Genomic DNA, 17,030 nt, shown 5'->3' with positions numbered 1-17,030 from the left:
TCCGCGATGCGGCTTGGGCCACGGGGCGGGGCCGTGCCGGGACAGCCCGGCACCGCGTCCGACACAACTGATCAAAAGGTGAATGACACGAATGACACGACATGACGGATCGACGGCCCCTCGCACCCGAACCAGCAGCGTATCCTGGAATGACACGCAGATGGCGACGGCCTTTGCCAATGTCGTCAACGTCCAGGGCACGCGCGAGCAGGTAGAGCTGTTCTTCGGCACCAGCCGCGGCCTGAAGCCCGAAGAAGAGACGGCGCTTCAGGTCGATCTGAGCAACCGCCTGATCCTGACGCCGCACGCTGCCAAACGCCTCAACACCATTCTCAAACGGGTCCTGGACGAGTATGAGGCGCGCCACGGAACGCTGGAGACGGGCGAATAGCACCATGCACGACATGACGCCGTCGCAATCGCCGCGTGAGGGACCGCCCTGGCACGCGCACGACGGCGCGGGCGCGGACGCCTGGCGCGCGCTGACACGGGCGCAGACGCTTGAGGAAACGGCCGCGGCCTGGGCGGCGATCATGCGCGATCAGATCGACCGGATCGACGGGATCGATGTGGTCGCCGTGGCGGCGCTGCGCCGGCACGCCACCGGCGGGCGGCTTCAGACGATCGGGGTCTGCCCGGTCGGGCGTGCGCCGCCGCGAGACGCCATCGATGCGGCCGAGGCAGCGATGGAGCAGCGCAAGGGGGTGGCGCGCGGTGATCTGCCCACCGGCGCGGGCGCCTCCGGTTCGGGCCTCGTGCACGCGGCCGCGCCCCTGATGGTCGATGACGTGCCGGCCGGGGCCGTGCTGGTGGAGATGCGCCCGGCCACGCGGGGCGCGATGCAGCAGGCGCTGCGGCAGCTTCAATGGGGCGGGGCCTGGATTCGCGACCGGCTGCGCGCCGAGGCGGCATCCGGCGCGGCCACGCAGCATCAGGCGGCGGTGCATGCGCTGAATGCGGTGGCGACCGTGGCCGAACAGGTCGATTTCCCGACTGCCGCGCGCGCCGCGTGCACGGATCTGGCCACCCGGTTCGCGTGTGACCGGGTCTCGTTGGGGTTTCGCCGGCGGCGACACGCCCGTGTCATGGCGATTTCGCATTCGGCGCAGTTCTCGCGGCGCATGCAGCTGTCCCGCGCCCTGGCCGAGACCATGGACGAGGCGATCGACCAACGCGCACCGATCCTGTGGCCCGATGACGACGCCGAAGTGCCGATGGCGACACGGGCCGCCCGGGCGCTGTGCGAGGCGCATGGGTCGGGTCATGTGTATACCGTCCCGCTTTATGCCGGGGGCCTTTTCGTGGGTGCGCTGGTCTTCGAGCGTGATGGCGACACCCCCTTCTCGCAGCGCGATCTCGATATCCTCGAGGCGGTGACAACGGTGCTGGCGCCGGTGCTGGAAGAGAAGCGGCGCAATGACCGCTGGCTTGTCGCGAAGGCCTGGGGCGCGCTGGTGCGGCAGCTTGGCGTCCTCATCGGACCGGGCCATCTCGGGCGCAAGCTTGCGGTCGGCGCTGCGCTGGCGCTGGTCGCGTTCTTCTCGGTTGCGACGACGGATTTCGAGATCAGCGCGGATGCGCGCGTCGTGGGCCAGATCGAGCGCGAGATCGCGCCCGGTTTCGACGGGATCATCGCCGAGGTTCCGGTCGTCGCGGGCGACCGGGTTGCGGCGGGCGACCTGCTGGTGCGTCTAGACGACCGCGATCTGGCGCTGGAGCGCCTGCGCCTGCTGACCGAGCGCCAGAGCCAGCAACTTCAATACGACGAGGCGGTGGCCACGCGTGACCGGGCCGAAATGCGCATCCGGCGCAACCGTATCGAGCAGGCCGAGACACGCATCGAGCTGATCGACGCACGCATTGCGCGCACGCGGCTGACGGCGCCCTTCGACGCGCTGGTCATATCCGGCGACCTGGATCAGTCGCTGGGGACCGCCGTCTCGCGCGGCGAAACGTTGATGACACTTGCCCCCGCGGACGCCTACGAGGTGACGCTACAGGTCGAGGAGCGCCATATCGACGCCGTGGCCCCCGGCCAGACCGGCGCGCTTCGGGTCACTGCCCTGCCCGCACGCACCTTTCCGATCACCATCGACCGCATCACGCCGGTCGCCAGCTATGGCGAGGGCCTGACGACCTTTGCGGTGGATGCGCGGCTTGATGCCGCCGCGCCCGAACTGCACCCCGGCATGGAGGGGGTCGGGCGCATCGCCATAGAAGAACGTCTGTTGATCGATGTCTGGACGCGACCGATCCTCGACTGGTTCCGGCTGACGCTCTGGCGTCATCTGCCGGTCTGAGACAGACCCATGTCCGAGTCGCTGTTTTCACCCGAATGGTACCGCGTCGCCGATCTGCGGCCGCGGTTGCGCGGACATGTCGATATCCACCGGCAGACCTTTCGCGGCGATGTCTGGTACGTGGTTCAGGATCACCACAGCGGCAAATATCACCGTCTGCCGCCGGCGGCGAATTTCATCGTCGCGTTGATGAACGGTGCCCGCAGCATGCAGACGATCTGGGAACGGGCCTGCGACCGGTTCGGCGAAGAGCCCCCGACCCAGGGCGAGGTCATCCGCCTGCTGTCGCAGCTGCATGCCAGCGACCTGATCGCAAGCGATCTGCCCCCCGACATGCGCGAGCTTGGCGAGCGGCACGCGCGCCAGACGCGGCAAGCGTTTTTGGCGCGCATCCGCAACCCGATGGCGCTCAAGCTGCCGCTGCTGGACCCTGACCGCTTTCTTGAACGGACGCATGGCGCGGTGCGATGGCTTTACACGCCGGCGGGATTCGGCCTTTGGCTTGTGCTGGTGGGGACGGGGCTGGTTCTGGCCGCCCTGAACTGGTCGGCGCTAACAGAAGGGTTCGCCGACCGCGTCCTTGCCGTCGAGAACCTGCTGATCCTCGTGGTGGCCTATCCGCTGGTCAAGCTGTTCCATGAGCTAGGCCACGGCTATGCCACGAAGACGTGGGGCGGCGTGGTGCATGAGGTGGGGGTGATGTTCCTTGTGTTCATCCCCGTCCCCTATGTCGATGCCTCTTCGGCGGCGGGATTTGCAAGCAAATGGCAACGCGCGGTCGTTGGCGGTGCGGGGATCATGGTGGAACTGGCGCTGGCCGCCCTGGCGATGATATTCTGGGTCAATGCCGAGCCGGGCCTGCTGCGCGCCTTCGCGTTCAACGTGATGCTGATCGGCAGCGTCTCGACGGTGTTGTTCAACGGCAATCCCCTGTTGCGGTTCGACGGCTACTTCGTGTTCGCCGACCTGATAGAGATTCCGAACCTCGGCCCGCGGGCGAACCGCTATTTCTGGTATCTCGCCCGCCGAATGCTGGGCGTGCAACAGGCCCAAAGCCCTGTCACCGCGCGCGGAGAGCCTGGCTGGCTGTTCAGCTACGCGGTGCTCGCCTTTCTGTACCGGGTGTTCATCAGCATCACGATCGCGCTTTTCGTGGCGTCGAAATTCTTTATCGTCGGGGTACTGCTGGCGATCTGGGCGCTGTCGGCGACCTTCCTGATGCCGGTGCTCAAGGGCATTCGCTACCTGCTGACCAGCCCCGAACTGCGCCGTGTGCGCGGGCGCTCTCTCGCGGTTTCGGGCGGGCTGATCGCGGTCGTGCTGGGCGGGCTGATGTATCTTCCTGTGCCCTATACCACCTCGGTCTACGGTGTCGTGTGGTTGGGGTCCGACGCCAACCTGCGCGCCGGGGCGGATGGCCGTGTCGCCGAAATCGTGGCCTCGGGCCGGGTCACGGCGGGCACGCCGGTGATCCGCAGCACCGATCCGCAACTGGTCGGTGAACTTGCGCTGCGACGGCTCGAGCGGGAAGAGGCGCAGCTTCAACTGGCCGCGCTGACGCTATCGGACCGGGTCCAGGCCGGGATCTTCCGCGAGCGTGTCGCGCTGATGGAAGACCAGATCGACACGCTTGAGACGCGCCGCGCCGGGCTGACGGTGACCGCGAACGCCGATGGCGAGGTGATCGTCCCGGACCGCGAGAACATGCCCGGCCGCATGGTCCGACGGGGCGATATCCTTGGCTATGTCCTTGGGGATGACCCGCTGCGCGTGCGCGTTGCCGTGCCGCAGGGCCGGGCCGAGCTGGTGCGCACCCGGACGCGGGCGGTCGAGATCCGGCTGGTGTCCAGGCCCGACCGGGCGATCCCGGCGCGGCTGTCGGGAGAGGTGCCGGCCGCCGGCAACCGCCTGCCGTCGCGCGCGCTGTCGAACGAGGCGGGTGGCGGGATCGTGCTCAACCCCGCCGCGCGCGAGCCGCTGACCACGCTGCAGCCGGTCTCGCAATTCGTCCTGTCCGTCCAAGAGGATGTCCGACCCTCGCGGATCGGTGAGCGGGTGCATGTGAAATTCGATCATGGAGACGAGCCTGTGATCCACAGGCTTTATCGCAGCACCCGTCAGCTGTTCATGAGCAGGTTCAGCCTGTGAGCGTCGGCGCCGATCACGCTGGGCGGCTGCGGCTGCCACGGGTCGAGGAATACGCCGAGCGCGTCGATACCGAGGCGAGCGCGCTGGACCGTTTCGGGGCAAACCTTGCCGCATCGGTCGTCGCGAACGCGGCCGGGTTGCGCCATCACCGATTTCGTCCGATCCTGCGGCACATGGCCCGGCATGACGCGCGTCTCAAGGCGCTTGGCGATGATGATCTGCGCGCCGAGGCCCGCGCGGTCCGTCTGAGACTGCGCAGCGCGCTGCGCGGGCACCGCCTGCCGGTCGCCGCGGCGGGCGAGGCGTTCGCGCTGCTGCGCGAGACGGCAGAGCGCATTCTGGGAAAACGCCCCTACGACGTGCAGGCGATCGGGGCCTGGGCGATGATGAACGGTCATGTCGCCGAAATGCGCACCGGGGACGGCAAGAGCCTGTCTGCGGTTCTCGCCGCGGCGACGGTCGCGCTGTCCGGACGGCAGGTGCACCTGTTGACGGTGAACGATTATCTGGTGACGCGTGACGCCGAAGAGTTCGCCGCGTTCTACGGTTTTCTGGGTCTGACCGTGTCGACCGTCGTCGCCGGTCAGGACGGCGACACCCGGCGCACCGCCTACGGCGCCGATGTCGTTTATGCGACGAACAAGGAGGTTGCCTTCGACTTTCTGCGGGACCGCGCGATGTTGCGGCGTGCGCCGGGCAATCTTCGGCGCAAGGTCGACCGCCTCGCGCCGTCGGGGGGCGGGGTCTCGGGGTTGCGGCTGCCGGGGTTGCCCGTGGCCTTTGTCGATGAGGCCGACAGCGTCCTCATAGACGAGGCGCGCACCCCGCTGGTCATCTCGGGACAGGGCACGATGCGCGGCGGGTTCGACGATGCGGTGTTCACCGCCGCGATGGCGGCGGCCCGGCAGCTTGGCGCCGGCACGGATTACCGCATCCCGCGTGGCACCCGGACCGTGGAGATCCTCGAGGCCGGGTTCGACCGGCTGGACCAGATGACGGACGACCGTGACGACGCCTTTGCCATTCCGGTGATCCGGGATCACATGGTGTTGCAGGCGCTCAAGGCGCTCGATATCTTTCACCGGGGCGAGGCCTATATCCTGCGTGATGACAAGGTGCAGATCGTTGACGAGAACACGGGGCGCGTCACGCCCGACCGGCAATGGTCCGACGGTCTGCACCAGATGGTCGAGCTGAAGGAAGGTCTCGAGATGAGTGCCACGCGCGAGACCCTGTCGCGCATGACCTATCAACGGTTTTTTCGTCGCTACGCCCATCTGGGCGGCATGACCGGGACCGCGCGCGACGCCGCATGGGAGCTTGCGACGGTTTACGGGCTTTCGGTCGTGCGGATCCCGACCAACGCGCCGGATCGCCGGATCTTTGCCCGCGACCGTCTGTATCGCCACGAGGATGACAAACTGGCGGCGATTGCCGCGCGCGCGGGCGCGCTTGCGGCGGCGGGCGTGCCCGTGCTGATCGGCACGCGGTCGATCAACGCGTCCGAGGCCGTAAGCGACCGTTTGACCGCCGCCGGGCTGGACCATCAACTGTTATCAGCGGCGCAGGATGCCGACGAGGCCGCGATCGTCGCCGAGGCGGGCCAGCCCGGACGCATCACCGTTGCCACGAACATGGCCGGGCGCGGCACCGACATCAAGCTGGCGGGCGGCGTGACGGATGTGGGCGGGCTGCATGTGATCCTGACCGAACGCCATGACAGCCGCCGCATCGACCGCCAGTTCGAGGGGCGCTGCGGCCGGCAGGGTGATCCGGGCCATGTCGAGGCGTATCTGAGCCTTGAGGACGAGCTCATGCGTGGACCCGATGCGGCCCGCTGGCGTGCCGTGGCCGCGGGGCTCATGCGGATGTTCGGGCCGCGCACCGCCGGTTGGGTGCTGCGCCGCCGCCAATTGCGGGTCGAGCGGTTGCACGCACGGATGCGCCGTGACCTGATGGAAAATGATCGCAGTCTCGGGCGGCTTCTGGCCATGTCGGGTGAACTGGAATAGATTGCGATAGCTGTGATGATACAGGGGACACATGCGATGCGCATTCTCAAGGTGCTACTGCTTTCATCGATCCTGCCTGCCCTGCCTGCCACCGGCCAACCCATGTCGGAGCGTGCGTTCGACTGTGTCATGGACCCGTCGAGCACCGTGGCGCTCAGCTCGCCCGTTACCGGCCTGATCGACGAGGTTCTGGTCGAGCGGGGCGATCCGGTGACACGGGGGCAGGTCGTTGCGCGGCTGGTCTCCGACGTGGAGAGGGCCGCGCTCGGCGTTCTGAGAACCCGCGCGGAAAGCGATGCGGCGGTCGAGGCGCTGGAAATCCAGCGCGCGCTGGTCCAGAGCCGGTATGACCGTGTGCAGACCCTTGTCGAGCGTGGCGTCTCCTCGACCGATCAGCTTCAGGTCATCGAGGCCAGCCTGGCCGCCGCCGACTCCGATCTTGCCCGCGCCCGCCTGGAACGCGAACTCGCCCGACAGGAGCTTGTCCGCGCCGAGGCGCAGATCGAACAGCGCACGATCAAAAGCCCGATCGACGGGCTGGTGCAAAGCCGCACGCTGTCGGCCGGGGAACGGATCGGCACGGACGGCGAGATCGTCACGATCGTCGCGCTTGACCCGTTATATGTCGAGGCGTTCCTGCCGGTTGAGATGGCCCCGCTGATCCGCGAGGGCCAGTCGGCCGACATTCGCCCCGCCTTGCCGATCGAGGGGGTGTTCGAGGCCACGGTGCAGGTCATCGACCGTGTGTTCGACGCGGCGTCCAGCACCTTCGGTGTCCGGCTTGCGCTGCCAAATCCGGATGGCGACCTGCCGGCGGGGCATCGTTGCGTCCTCAGTTTTCCCCAGCCCGCCAATGACGGCTGAGGCGCTGCATGGTATCCTGACCGGGGCCTTGCGTGGCCCGTGCATCGTGGAACGTTCGGCCAAGATCACGCCCGGCGCCCTTCAGACCGACAGGCGGCTTTTCTCGTTTCCGCGTCGCGCGCTTTATCCCGGTCCGCGCCGTCGGCTTGCCGCGCTGGTGGAGCGGCTGGGCCTGGCGGACCCGTCGCCGGTTCTCGACGCGCTGCCGGGGGCGCAGGCGGTGCATTTCGGCGCCGATGGACCGATTCGAAAATGCTATCTGGAATATGCGCCCGACACCGCGCCGCAGCCGGGGTTGCTGTTCCTGGCCGTGAAATGGCGCGACGGGGCGGTGCGCGTCGATCACTACTTCGACAGGACACCTCTGACACAAGCGGCCAAGCACGCGCTGCTTGCGCAGGCCGTGCCATCGGGCCCCGCACGGACCTGTGGCGCCGAGATGCTTGCCCTCGCCCGTGCTGGAGACCCGGACGGGACAGCGGTCGTGCTGGAGGTCGTGGGCCACGGGGACGCGCGCCGGTCGGTCGATATTTCCGTCGCCGACGCGGCACGGACGCTTGGTGCGCTGGACGGCACTCTGGCGCCCGTGATGGGGATCGCAGGCGAGGCGGGAGAGGCCTTCCTGCGGGCGCAGGCAGGGGCTGTTCTGGGCCATTTCGCCGCCGGGTGCGGCCCCGACGGCACGGCATTCGCGACGCTGTATTACGGGGCCGCCCCGCGATGACGGATTGGCTGGAGGTGGCCCGCACCGCGCGTGCGCGCCCGTCGGACCCGGCGCTGGATTTCTGCAAGTGGCCATATACGCGACCGGCCCCGCCACAGCCCGGTGCCCTGCGAAGCGAGGCACTGCTTTACGCGGCCTGCGCGGCGGCGGGGTTCGACGCGTCGATGGGGCAGGTTCTGGACCGCGTGCGGCGCGTCTGGGGGCGGTTCGGCACGGTCTGGGGGGTCAAGTGGTCAGGCAGCCACCTGTCGATAGAGCTTTATTTCTATGATTATGCCCGTGCCGGACGGTCGCACGGCGTTACCGATTTCCTGACGGCGACGCGGCCGCTTCTGCACGCGCCGGTCAGCGTGGACGAGGCGCTGCCGTATTTCATGTTCTCGGTCGAGATGGCGGCAGAGACCCTGCATTCCGGTCAGTTGGGGCAGATCGACATCTACATGGGCAATCCGGGGTCCAGCGTGTCGTCGGGCATCTGCTACGGTCTGACGCAGGCCGGGTTCGAGCTGCGCAATTTCTACTTCTTCTTCGACGCGGTGCATGAGGCTGGCGCAGCCTGGGACAAGCTGACAGAATCGGTGTTTCTTGCCGCGCCGACGCGATTGCGGCGCGATGATCTGGTCTGGCCCGAAATGCGGGGGATGCAAACCGTCGTCGTGGCCAACAAGCGGCACTGCGACAGCCTGTACTTTTCGCGCATCACGGTCGATCAACTGGCGCATTTTCTGGACCGTCTGGATTTTCCCGGTCCGATCCGCCGCGTCCTGCAGGAAAACCGTGATTTGCTGGCGCATCACCTCTATGATGCGGGGTGGGATTTCCACTGCGATGCGTCGGGCCGCGTGACGCCCACCAAGGGAAGCTTTTATGGCCTCTTCTGAAGCAGAGATACGCGCCGCCCTCGCCGCCATAGGGACCGAGGGCACGCGCGGCGGTCTGACAGCGCCGGGCGGCGATCCGCAACGTGTCGAGGGGCTGAGCCTGCGCGGGCACGAACGCTACGTGTCGCTGACGATGGAGTTCCGCTGCAACCTGCGCTGCGTGCACTGCATGATAGAGGACACGATGGACCGCTTGCAGGCGACCCCGGACGCGGTGTTCGAGAAGGTCTGCGCCGATCAGGCCGAGACCGGGCGATGGGACGGGCTGGTGCTGACCGGGTCCGAGATCACCCTGCGGCGCGATCTCGACCGGATCGCACGGCGCGCGAAGGCGGCCGGCTTTCGGCATATCCGCATCCAGACGCACGGGATGCACCTCGGGCGGACCGATTATGCCGACAGGCTGATCGATGCGGGTATCGACGAGTTTTTCGTGTCGGTCGCCGGCAGCGACCGCGAGACCCACGACCGCATCACGCAAGTGCCCGGATCGTGGGACAAGATGATGGCGGGGCTTGCCCATCTCGACACCCACGATCATCTGCGCATCATCACCAATTCGGTGGTCACGTCGCAAAGCTATACGCTGTTGCCCGGCATGGTCGCGGCCCTCGGGCACCTGCGCCGGTTGGTTCAGATGGAGTTCTGGAACTACTTCCCGATGGCCGAGACCGACACGAAGGGCCTGATCGCGCGCCACGGCGATATCCTGCCCTATCTGCGTGCCGCGATACTCGAGTGCCGGGCGCGGGGGCGGTTCGTCGAGGTCAAGAATTTCCCCGAATGCCTGCTGGCCGAGCTGGGCGATGCGCTGGTCAACGCGCAGCCGACGCTGGTCATCGACCCCGAATTCTGGCGCGAGTTCGATCGCAACGAGTTTCACCTTTGCCCGCATCGCGAGGCCTGCGCGTCGACCGAATGTCTTGGCCTGACGCGCGCGTATCGCGACCGGTTCGGTGACGAGCGTGATCTGCTGCGCCCGCTGAACCCGGCGCGCTGACATCACCGTGCCCGATGACATGATTTTCGGGGTTTCTGTGACGACGTCTATACGATTAGGGTATCACATGACAGGACAGGAGAATGCCTTATGACGAAACAGTTGATGATCTACGAGCGGGCCGTGCCGATCAACGCTCAGGCGCATGCGAATTGGTCGGTCAAGGCCGGTGACAGCTACGCCTTCGCGCGCGATGTGAATTCGGTGCCGATCGTGGCCGCCGAGTTTTCCGCGGCGGCGCTCGAATATGCGATCATCTTCGCGGGTGAGGGCGAGGTTGTGTTTCCCTCGGTGATCCTGGGGATGCGCGACGGCGAGAACGCGCATGTGGATGCGACCGGCCGGTGGACCGGGCGGTACGTGCCGGCGTTCCTGCGGCGGTATCCGTTCGTCTTTGCCTCGTCGAAGGATGGCGAGACATTCACGCTGTGCATCGACGAGGAATACGAGGGGCTGAACGACGAGGGGCGCGGCGAGCGTCTGTTCGACGCGGATGGCAATCGCACGCAGTACCTTGAAAACATGCTGCGTTTCACCAGCGAGTATCAGGGCCAGTTCAAGCGCACAGAAGCCTTCGCGCGCAAGCTGCTGGAGCTGGACCTGCTGGAGCCGGCGCAGGCGCAATTCAACCTGCCCGATGGCGAGCGGACGCAACTGGCCGGATTCAAGACCATCAACCGCGACAAGCTGCGCAACCTGCCCGCCGAGACGCTGTCGGACATGGCCAAGCGCGACGAGCTGGAGCTGTGCTACCTGCACCTGCAATCGCTCAACAACCTGACGCCGATGACGCAGCGTGTCACCGCCGCCAACACGCCGGAACCCGCCATGTGATCGGGCACATGACGGGGCGCGTCGGGATCAGAAGTTGTAGCTGATCCCGACGCGGACTTGCGTCACCGAGGGCGAGAACCCGAATGTGCAGCTATCTGTCGCACCCGTGCTACAGGCCGGGATGCCGCCGCTCGCCTTGTCCTCGACATCCGCTTGCTGGCTTTCGAATTCGTAGTGCATGACCTCGAAACGGCCGACTACGTTCTCGCGGAATGCATGCTCGACCCCCGCCCCGATGGCGAGACCGAAGAACCCGTCAGAGGTTTCCGCGCAGATCGAATTGTCACACGTGGTCTGGACCGGGCGGTTGACGTTATAGGCCTCGAACGTGCCGTCACCGTAGGCCACGCCGCCGGTGATGTAGATCAGGCTGTTGCCGCGTGGCAGACCGGCGCGGGCACGCAGCGACATGATTGATTCGAAGCTGTTATCGTAGACCTGACCGCTTGTCCCGGCCGCATTGGCGGAGAAGAAATTGTCCATTTCCACGCCCGTGCTGTAATCGAACTCGGCCCCCAGCACGAGACCGTCGGGCAGCGTGTAATTGTAGCCAAGGTACAACCCGCCCGAAACGCCGACCTCTGACTGGGTTGGCGGCTCGTTCAGGAACTGGTTGTTCAGGTCCGATTGATCGGTTTCCGACACGGACGCGCCAAGATGCGCCCCGACGTAGAACCCGCTCCAGTCGCGGGTGACGGGCGCTGCGGGCGGCTGCGGCGTGGCGACCGGCGGTCGCGCGGTGGCCGTGCCGCCGTTCGCATGGACCTGCGCAGGGACTGCGGCGGCAAGTAGAACAAGCGCATAGCGCGATGCGCGGCATGTCGGTTTGGTGGCTGGCATGTGTTTCAAGGCGACTCTCCTGGCGTCGCGGGCTTTCTGAAGGGCGGATACCCATGAATGCCGCGCGGTTTAATCATTCCCTCCAAATACGGCGCATCCTCCCACGGACGGGGAAAATGCCAAGTGGCCGCACGAAAGAAAGATAACAGCAGGACCTCGGTATCGCCCAAACGGATCGCGAGACCGCCGGTGTTTTTTTCGCGGACTGTGACAAAAGAGTTCCCCGAACCTGGAAAATCTGCAATCATCGCGAAAAAGGTAATGTGACATGCGATACTGGCCATGACCGATATCTTGGGAACGGTGGGGGATGACAGCCTTCCCGGCACGGAGGGGGATGACGTCTTTCTTCCGGGGGCTGGGACCGACACCATCGACGGGTCTGGCGGCTTCGACATCGTCTCTTACGCTGATGACGATGCCAGCCGGACGCAGGGTATCGTCGTCACCTACAGCAGTAAGGCCACGGCGAATGTGACCGACGGGCTGGGCGGCACCGACGGGCTGACCGATATTGAACTGACAGAGGGCACGCGGTTCGATGATGCCTTCACTGGCGCCGAGGGCACGCAGTGGTTTCGCGGACTGGATGGCGACGATTTCTTTGACGGCGGCGACGGGATCGACTGGGTGTCATACGCGACCGCGGCCGACAATGGCGGCACATCCGGGGTGACCATAGACCTTGGGGCGAACGAAGGCACCGATACCTTCGGCGCGACAGACACGTTCATCGAAATCGAGAATATCGAAGGCTCGATCTATGACGACGAGATCACCGGCGCCCCCGGCGTGGATCACCATTTCATGGGCGGCGAAGGCAACGACACCCTGACAGGTGCCGATGGGGACGACCTGCTGAAGGGCGGACCGGGCGACGATGTCCTGCGGGGCGGTCTGGGCGATGACACGCTGGACGGTGGCGAAGGGACCGACACGGCGCTCTATGCCGGCGCCGAGGGCGATTATGAGATTACGGTCAACGACGGCTCGATCACTGTGTCCAGCAGCACGGCACCGGATGCGGGAACCGACACGCTGATCGGAATCCTGCAAGAGAATATCATCTTCGACAGCCCGCTCCCGCCACCCCCACCGCCACCGGAGGAACCCGACACGTTCAGTGTCGATGTGACCGTGGCGACCCCGTCGGGCAGTCCGGTGGATGCCCTGCCGTTGACCTTCACCCCGGACGCGGGCGCGGATGTGACCGAGCTGACCGATGCGACCGGGCTTGTCGCGTTCGAGATCGACAGCGGCGCGTCGGGACGGATCGACCTTCTGACATCCTTCAGCACGGGGACGTCGGGGATCACGGCGGGCGACGCCTTGCAGGTTCTCAGGATCGCGGTAGGTCTGGATCTGCCAAGTGGTCCGGCATCGCCGTTGCAACTGATAACGGCCGACGTCAACCGCAGTGGTGAGGTGACGGCGGGCGATGCGCTGGAAGTCCTGCGCGCAGCCGTGGGGCTCGAGTCGACCGGCGCAGGCGACCACGTCCTGATCGACGAGTCCGTTGATCGGTCGGGCATGACATCCGTCAGTGTCGACTACGACACCGGCATTCCGATCATGGGGGTCTCGAACGATGTCGATCTGTCCCTGACCGCCGTGCGCCTGGGGGATTTTGGGGCCTGACCGCCGCCAACGCCCGCGATCACCCGGTCACCGTCTCGGGGCCCCCATCGCGATTGCGCTGCCAGACCGAAACATTCAGTGCGAATGCATAGGTGCCCCAGGCCAGATACGGCACCATCAAACCGGCCGCGAGCCAGTCTTGCGTGGCGAATGCCAGTGTCGTCGCCACCACGGCGAGCCAGAGCAGACCGATGATGACCACCCCCGCCAGGATACGGTGGAGGCCAAAGAAAACCGCCGACCACAGCGTGTTGATGCAGATCTGCAACCCCCAAAGCGCGATAGCCACGACGCTGCCCTCATACATGCCGACACGCGCCGCCGCGACCGACATGGACAGGTAAAGCACCGCCCAGATCACCGGAAACAGCCGGTTCGGCGGGGTCCATGCGGGCTTGTCGAGGCCACGGTACCATGCACCCGGCCGAAACATCGCGCCCGCCGCGCCCGGCACGGCGCAGGTCGCTATGAATATGAGGAACAGCACCACGTCCATGCCGGATCTCCTTGCATGAGGTTCAGCCACGCTAACCGCAGGGCACGGACGTATCAATCACAATTCAGTGTCGGGGGCACGACGTGGAAACAACACGGGGCAGCCCCGAAGGCTGCCCCGTGTATCGGTCATGATGGGCCGTGTCAGGCGAGCGTGCGCGTGAATTCCTCACGCTCGAAGATCTCGATGACATCGCCTTCGCGGATATCCTCGTAGTTTTCGAACGCCATGCCGCATTCCTGACCCGAGATCACCTCGGTCACTTCATCCTTGAAGCGCTTGAGCGTTTTCAGCGTGCCCTCGTGGATCACCACGTCGTCGCGCAGCAGGCGCACCCCGGCAGACCGGCGCGCGATGCCCTCGGTCACGAGACAGCCGGCGACCTTGCCCACCTTGGTGACCTTGAACACCTCCATGATCTTCGCGTAGCCGATGAACTTCTCGCGGACTTCGGCGCCCAACAGGCCGCTTGCCGCGGCCTTCACATCGTCCACAAGGTCGTAGATCACCGAATAATACCGGATCTCCACGCCCTTCTGGTTGGCGCTGTTGCGGGCCGGGGCGTTGGCACGGACGTTGAAGCCGATGACCGGCGCGCCCGATGCCTCGGCAAGGTTGATATCCGATTCGGTGATCGCGCCGACACCCGAGTGCAGCACGCGGACGCGCACCTCGTCGTTGCCGATCTTCTCGACGGCCTGCACGATCGCCTCGGCAGAGCCCTGCACGTCGGCCTTGAGCACGACCGGCAGTTCCTTGAGGTTCTCGGTCGCCTTGGCGTTGGCCAGAAGCTGTTCCAGCGACGTGCCGGCGCCGACGGCGGCGCGCTTTTCCTTGGCGGCATTGGCGCGGTATTCGGCGATCTCGCGTGCCTGGGCCTCGGCCTCGACCACGTTGAGAACGTCCCCCGCCTCGGGTGTGCCGTTGAGACCCAGAACCTCGACCGGGACCGATGGTCCGGCCTCGTCCACACGCTCGCCCCGGTCGTTGATAAGCGCACGCACCTTGCCGTACTGCTCGCCGACGACGAAGATATCGCCTTTGCGCAACGTGCCCTTCTGAACCAGAACCGTGGCCACGGGGCCGCGGCCGACATCCAGTTGCGCCTCGATCACGGCGCCCTCGGCGGCGCGGTCGGGGTTGGCCTTGAGTTCGAGGATCTCGGCCTGCAGCGCGATCGCCTCGAGCAGTTCGTCAAGACCCTGACCGGTGACCGCGGACACCTCGACATCCTGCACGTCGCCCGACATCGCCTCGACGACGACCTCCTGACGCAGCAGGTCGGCGCGCACATGGTCCGGATCGGCCGCGGGCAGATCGACCTTGTTGATCGCGACGATCATCGGCACCCCGGCGGCCTTGGCGTGGTTGATCGCCTCGATCGTCTGCGGCATGACCGCGTCGTCGGCGGCGACGACCAGCACCACGATATCCGTCACATGTGCCCCGCGCGAACGCATCGAGGTGAACGCGGCGTGACCCGGCGTGTCAAGAAAGCTGAGCACCGCGCCGCTCTCGGTGGTGACCTGGTAGGCCCCGATATGCTGGGTGATGCCACCGGCCTCTCCGGATTGCACCTTGGCGTCGCGGATCGCGTCCAGAAGCGACGTCTTGCCGTGGTCCACGTGGCCCATGATGGTGATCACGGGTGGCCGCGGGTGCAGCGATTCGGGCGTGTCCTCGACGGCCTCGATCACCTGCTCGACATCGGCGTCGCTGACGCGCACGACGCGGTGGCCGAATTCCTCGATGATCAACTCGGCGGTGTCGGCATCGACCGACTGGTTCTGTGTGACCATCATGCCGTTCTGCATCAACGCCTTGACCACGTCGCTCACGCGTTCGGCCATGCGGTTCGCCAGTTCGGAGACAACGATGGTTTCGGGCAGCTGTACGTCGCGGACCACCTTTTCGCGGTCCTGCGCCCCGCCCATGGCCTTTTGACGCGCACGCTCCTGCTTGCGCTTCATCGCGGCCATGGATTTGTGGCGTCCACCGCCTTCACCGCCCGAAAGCGCCTGATTGAGCGTCAGCTTGCCAGAGCGGCGGGCGTCGTCATCGCCACGTCCCTTGCCGCGCCCCTTGGACTTGGCGTCCTCGTCGCGCTTGCGTGGTGTCGGGGCCTGCTTCGACGGCGTCTGGCGCGCGGGGGCCGGCTCGGATACGGGTTCTGCCTTGGCGGGCGCAGCCGCGGCCTTGTCGGCAGCGTCCTTCTGGCGTGCGTCCTCTTCGGCCTTGGCGCGGGCGCGCTCCTCGGCGTCGCGCTGTTCGCGCTCCTTCGCCTCGGCTTCTTCGCGCCGACGCTGCCGTTCTTCCTCGCGGGCCTTTTCATTGGCCTCGCGCTGCGCGGCCTCTTCGGTCTCGCGCGCCTTGGCCGCCTGAAGCGCCTTCATGCGGCGTTCCATCTCGGCATCGGAAATCCCGGCGGGGCGCTTGGAAGAGCTCGACTGGGGACCGGATTTCCCGGCACCGCCCGCGCCCGTACCGCCGGATGTGCCGGCGGCGGGCTTGGGCGCGACCACGCGCTTGCGTTTGGTTTCCACCACGACGTTCTTCGTCCGGCCATGGCTGAAGCTCTGCTTCACGTTCCCCGGCCGGGATCCGCTGCCACGTACGCCCAAAGGTTTCTTTCCGTCGTTGTCGCTCATGCTTCTACTTTCCTTTCCGGCGCGCAATCTCGCCGTCCGAGACGCGCAGACCTTTCAGTCTTGCGGCGTCCTCTACAACACGTTGTGACAAACCGCCAGCGTCCAGTGCGGCGTGGATCACGGTTTGTCGGCCAAAGGCCCGGCCCAGCTCGGCGGCGGACAGCCAGCCAATGAAATCGCCCCGATAGGGGGTGCTCAGTTTCGACTTGCCCCGTTCGGAGCCATCGCTGGCCTGAATCAGCACATGCGCCTCTTCGCCGGTCAGCTTCGACTTGACCTTTTCGTACCCGCAGACGGCACCGCCACCCTTGCGGGCAAGGCTGATCAGGTTGACCACGCGCTGCGCCAGCAGGGTCTCGACGTGATCTGTCAGCCCCTCGGGCACGGTGACCGCCTGCTTTGCCGCGCGCGAGAAAAGCCGTTTCTGCGCGGCCTTGTCCAGCGCCGCACGGTCCGCCGAAACCCAGATGCCGCGTCCGGGCAGCTTTTCCGCCAGATCGGGGGCGATCTGGCCTTCGGGGCCGATCACGAAGCGGATCAGCCCATTCTTCGGCTGCACCTCGCCCGTGGCGATGCACTTACGCTCTGGACCGTCGCTTCGGTCTTTGGATTGCCCGCCGCGCCCCATCTGATACTTCCGAGACC

The 17,030-nt window shown here is 66.3% G+C and carries 15 protein-coding genes; 10 read left to right on the top strand and 5 right to left on the bottom strand.

Annotated elements, in window-relative coordinates; translation table 11 throughout:
• The first annotated feature begins 82 nt into the window (after positions 1–82).
• The 9 genes from ACROSR_RS06620 to ACROSR_RS06580 all read left to right on the top strand — a co-directional run bounded on the left by ACROSR_RS06620 (position 83) and on the right by ACROSR_RS06580 (position 10,763).
• Complete coding sequence (locus ACROSR_RS06620) at positions 83–391, top strand: DUF3467 domain-containing protein (RefSeq protein ID WP_432683312.1); 309 nt, start codon at positions 83–85, stop codon at positions 389–391.
• A 4-nt stretch (positions 392–395) separates the two neighbouring features.
• Positions 396–2,300 carry a GAF domain-containing protein gene (locus ACROSR_RS06615; RefSeq protein ID WP_432683310.1) on the top strand — a complete coding sequence of 635 codons (1,905 nt, stop codon included), beginning with the start codon at positions 396–398 and terminating at the stop codon, positions 2,298–2,300.
• A 9-nt stretch (positions 2,301–2,309) separates the two neighbouring features.
• Entirely contained in the window at positions 2,310–4,448 is a 2,139-nt protein-coding gene (locus ACROSR_RS06610) for a PqqD family peptide modification chaperone (RefSeq protein ID WP_432683308.1), read from the top strand.
• Positions 4,445–6,460 (top strand): preprotein translocase subunit SecA, encoded by a 2,016-nt coding sequence (locus tag ACROSR_RS06605; protein ID WP_432683306.1) that lies wholly within the window; start codon positions 4,445–4,447, stop codon positions 6,458–6,460. The genes ACROSR_RS06610 and ACROSR_RS06605 overlap by 4 nt, the downstream gene beginning before the upstream one ends.
• Positions 6,461–6,496: 36 nt before the next feature.
• Positions 6,497–7,324, top strand: a complete 828-nt coding sequence (locus ACROSR_RS06600; protein WP_432683304.1) for an efflux RND transporter periplasmic adaptor subunit — start codon at positions 6,497–6,499, stop codon at positions 7,322–7,324.
• On the top strand, positions 7,314–8,048 hold the full coding sequence (locus ACROSR_RS06595; RefSeq protein ID WP_432683302.1) for a hypothetical protein: 735 nt from the start codon (positions 7,314–7,316) through the stop codon (positions 8,046–8,048). Before ACROSR_RS06600 ends, ACROSR_RS06595 begins: the two co-directional genes overlap by 11 nt.
• Entirely contained in the window at positions 8,045–8,929 is an 885-nt protein-coding gene (locus ACROSR_RS06590; RefSeq protein ID WP_432683300.1) for a hypothetical protein, read from the top strand. The genes ACROSR_RS06595 and ACROSR_RS06590 overlap by 4 nt, the downstream gene beginning before the upstream one ends.
• A complete protein-coding gene (locus ACROSR_RS06585; protein ID WP_432683298.1) occupies positions 8,916–9,929 on the top strand; it encodes a radical SAM protein in 1,014 nt (337 codons plus the stop codon). The genes ACROSR_RS06590 and ACROSR_RS06585 overlap by 14 nt, the downstream gene beginning before the upstream one ends.
• A gap of 90 nt (positions 9,930–10,019) precedes the next feature.
• The gene (locus ACROSR_RS06580; RefSeq protein ID WP_432683296.1) at positions 10,020–10,763 is read left to right on the top strand and encodes a SapC family protein; all 744 of its coding nucleotides are present in this window, start codon (positions 10,020–10,022) and stop codon (positions 10,761–10,763) included.
• Between the two features lie 27 nt (positions 10,764–10,790).
• Here ACROSR_RS06580 and ACROSR_RS06575 read toward each other — a convergent pair whose 3' ends face one another.
• Together ACROSR_RS06575 and ACROSR_RS06570 are read right to left on the bottom strand one after the other, a co-directional pair.
• Positions 10,791–11,603 carry an outer membrane protein gene (locus ACROSR_RS06575; protein ID WP_432683319.1) on the bottom strand — a complete coding sequence of 271 codons (813 nt, stop codon included), beginning with the start codon at positions 11,601–11,603 and terminating at the stop codon, positions 10,791–10,793.
• Between the two features lie 5 nt (positions 11,604–11,608).
• Entirely contained in the window at positions 11,609–11,887 is a 279-nt protein-coding gene (locus ACROSR_RS06570; protein WP_432683294.1) for a hypothetical protein, read from the bottom strand.
• On the opposite strand from ACROSR_RS06570, the gene ACROSR_RS06565 reads away from it, so the two are divergent.
• Positions 11,886–13,241 carry a hypothetical protein gene (locus ACROSR_RS06565; RefSeq protein WP_432683292.1) on the top strand — a complete coding sequence of 452 codons (1,356 nt, stop codon included), beginning with the start codon at positions 11,886–11,888 and terminating at the stop codon, positions 13,239–13,241. The genes ACROSR_RS06570 and ACROSR_RS06565 overlap by 2 nt on opposite strands.
• A gap of 19 nt (positions 13,242–13,260) precedes the next feature.
• Here ACROSR_RS06565 and tspO read toward each other — a convergent pair whose 3' ends face one another.
• The 3 genes from tspO to ACROSR_RS06550 form a co-directional block, all read right to left on the bottom strand.
• Positions 13,261–13,737 carry a tryptophan-rich sensory protein TspO gene (gene tspO, locus ACROSR_RS06560; protein WP_432683290.1) on the bottom strand — a complete coding sequence of 159 codons (477 nt, stop codon included), beginning with the start codon at positions 13,735–13,737 and terminating at the stop codon, positions 13,261–13,263.
• Positions 13,738–13,880: 143 nt separating this feature from the next.
• Complete coding sequence (infB, locus tag ACROSR_RS06555; protein ID WP_432683288.1) at positions 13,881–16,385, bottom strand: translation initiation factor IF-2; 2,505 nt, start codon at positions 16,383–16,385, stop codon at positions 13,881–13,883.
• Positions 16,386–16,389: 4 nt separating this feature from the next.
• Positions 16,390–17,013: an RNA-binding protein gene (locus tag ACROSR_RS06550; protein WP_432683286.1), complete on the bottom strand. Its 624-nt coding sequence runs from the start codon at positions 17,011–17,013 to the stop codon at positions 16,390–16,392.
• Positions 17,014–17,030: the final 17 nt, after the last annotated feature.

The organism is Roseovarius tibetensis (genome assembly GCF_050896375.1).
GTDB lineage: Bacteria > Pseudomonadota > Alphaproteobacteria > Rhodobacterales > Rhodobacteraceae > Roseovarius > Roseovarius tibetensis.
The sequence above is the reverse complement of the archived record's forward strand: the minus strand, read 5'-3'. Positions and strand labels throughout refer to the sequence as shown.